General features: G+C 60.2%; 4 protein-coding genes and 1 pseudogene. All 5 read left to right on the forward strand.

All coding sequences use genetic code 11. The annotated features are described in order from the left end of the window. Positions 1-201, forward strand: a pseudogene (locus ACP5PX_RS07960) (hypothetical protein); the annotation flags it as partial. After that, a complete protein-coding gene (locus ACP5PX_RS07965; protein WP_428085417.1) occupies positions 174-971 on the forward strand; it encodes a ParB/RepB/Spo0J family partition protein in 798 nt (265 codons plus the stop codon). The pseudogene ACP5PX_RS07960 and the gene ACP5PX_RS07965, both read left to right, overlap by 28 nt. Further along, the gene (locus ACP5PX_RS07970) at positions 958-1,338 is read left to right on the forward strand and encodes a hypothetical protein (protein ID WP_428085418.1); all 381 of its coding nucleotides are present in this window, start codon (positions 958-960) and stop codon (positions 1,336-1,338) included. Before ACP5PX_RS07965 ends, ACP5PX_RS07970 begins: the two co-directional genes overlap by 14 nt. Continuing rightward, positions 1,335-1,844, forward strand: coding sequence for a hypothetical protein (locus tag ACP5PX_RS07975; protein WP_428085419.1), 510 nt, complete (start codon positions 1,335-1,337; stop codon positions 1,842-1,844). The genes ACP5PX_RS07970 and ACP5PX_RS07975 overlap by 4 nt, the downstream gene beginning before the upstream one ends. A gap of 8 nt (positions 1,845-1,852) precedes the next feature. Further along, positions 1,853-2,166 (forward strand): ECF-type sigma factor (locus tag ACP5PX_RS07980; RefSeq protein WP_428085420.1); only part of this gene is annotated, 314 nt, incomplete at its 3' end.

The following is a 2,166-nucleotide window of genomic DNA, read 5'->3' on the forward strand; positions in this document are numbered from 1 at the left end:
TTGTTGGAAGAGAAATTCCTCCTGGAGATACCAAAGTGCAGGACCATGGTCTTCACCGACAAGCCGGTGTCCATGAAGTACCGGGGCCTTTACCAGTTGGCCCGGAGGGACCCTGGCAAGCTGGTCTACGAGACGGATATGGGCATCCTGGATTTAAGCGAGGTCATTTCTTTATGGCTGAAGAAGTTCGAGAAGTCCTGAACCTGCTCAACGAGAAGCTCTCGGACCTTTTTCCCTACCGGCTGGAGTTGGCCGATCCAGGAGAGCTCAAGCTCCTGGAGAAGAACGCCCGCTACATGAAGGCCGAGCAGTTCCAGACCCTGGTGGAGAACGTCAAAAAGGACGGGAACCTTTCCTCTCTGCCCCTGTGCTACCGGGAAAAGGACGGCAAACTCCGGGTCCTCTCCGGCAACCACCGGGTCATGGCCGCCCGGCAAGCCGGGGTCGAGCAGGTCCTGGTGCTGGTGATCGCCGGGGAAAAGGACATGGACGAGCGCCTGGCCATCCAGCTTTCCCACAACGCCATTGCCGGCCAGGACGACCTGGTGATCCTGAAGGAGTTGTGGGAGAGCATCAAGGACGTGCAGGCCCGGATGTACGCCGGGCTGGACTCCGACACCCTCAAGGCCCTCCAGGGCATCCAGTTTGCGGCCATCACCGAGCAACGTCTTCGCTACAAACTGACCAGCTTTCTGTTCCTCCCCGAGGAACTGGAGGACCTGGACCAACTACTCAAGGAAACCTCCGCGGCCTTTGCCGGGGATGCGGTGTACCTGGCAAATCTCAACGCCTACGATGCCTTCTTCGACCTCATCGTGCGGCTCAAGAAGCGCTGCCAGATCAAGAACTCCGCCGCCGCCTTCCTGAAGCTTATGGAACTAGCCCAGATCGGCCTGGAGCAATTGATCAAGGAAGAAGCCCTGCAATCCTCTGAATCGATTAGTGAGGAGGCTCATCATGGGCTGGCGTGAGGCTCTTTTGCCGTACCGGGCGGCGGACAACTTCCAGGGAGCTGCGCTGGTGGCCCAGGATAAACACCTCCTGCGCCTGGCCGCAACCTGGCCCCTGGTGCCGCGAACCCTTCCCGATCCTCCCGGCCCCGGCGAAGAAGTGGATCTGGACGAGGTCTGGCGGCAGACTCTAATCGATTTTCAGGGCTGGGCAGCGTTGAGCCAGTTGCCGCATCTGGTGGTGATGGAGGGGTTCAAAGCCCTCAAAGGGGGCCAGGTGATCCTGCCCGACGGCACCCTGAACCACGCGGTGGAGGCTCTTCTCCAGAAAGAGGCGGCGGGGCAGTTCATGGCCAAATTGAACATCAAGCCGGGAGATTTGAAATGAGCCGCAACCTGGCCGTGTTTGACTATCGGCCCGAGGGGGAACTTTACCTGGGCATCGACTTCGGCTACAAGAACCCCTTCGCCTGCCTGTGGATTCAGCCCATTGACCGGGGCGAGCGGGTTCTGGTGCTGGATGAATACTACCAGCGTTTCCGGACCACCGCGGAGAACGGCCGGGCTCTCCTGGAGATGCAACTGGCCTCTGGCTACGGCCGGATCACCGATGCCTTCGCCGATCCTTCGGACCCTGAGAAACGGGCGGTGCTGTCGGAAATCCTGGGGATCGAGGTCAAGGCGCCCCACCGCAGCGTGGAGGTGGGCCAGGAGCTGGTGCGGCGCTGGCTGAAGGTGAGGCCCGACGGCCTGCCCGGCCTCCTGATCCATCACCGCTGCAAGGAACTGATCTCTGAGCTCAAGGGTTACATGGTCCACGAACCTGGCAAGGGCCGACATCACGCCCTGGACGCCTTGCGGTATTTCTTCGCCGGCTGGATTGGGGCGGACTGAAAAAATTTTTGCAGGAAAAGGGAAAGGACTTGGACAAGAAACTGTCCAAACGGGAACAGAAAATCGCTCGGGCCATGGAGGTTCAGGGCCACTACATCGGCGGCATGCGCCCCGGAGATATTGCCGATCTCATGGGCGTTTCCGAGCGCACGGTGTGGAACGACCTGAAGCTGGCCCGACACCTCAACCGGGAAGAAGTCCAGGCCTTCGACCACGAGGAGCTCCTGGGCAAAAGACTGAAAGTTTTCCGGCTGATCCGGACCAATGCCCTGCGGGATTACCAGCTTTGCAAGGAAGGCGGCAACGCCAAGGCGGCCTTTCT

Source organism: Hadarchaeum sp. (SeqCode), assembly GCF_049969415.1.
In the GTDB taxonomy this organism is placed as follows: Archaea; Hadarchaeota; Hadarchaeia; order Hadarchaeales; family Hadarchaeaceae; genus Hadarchaeum.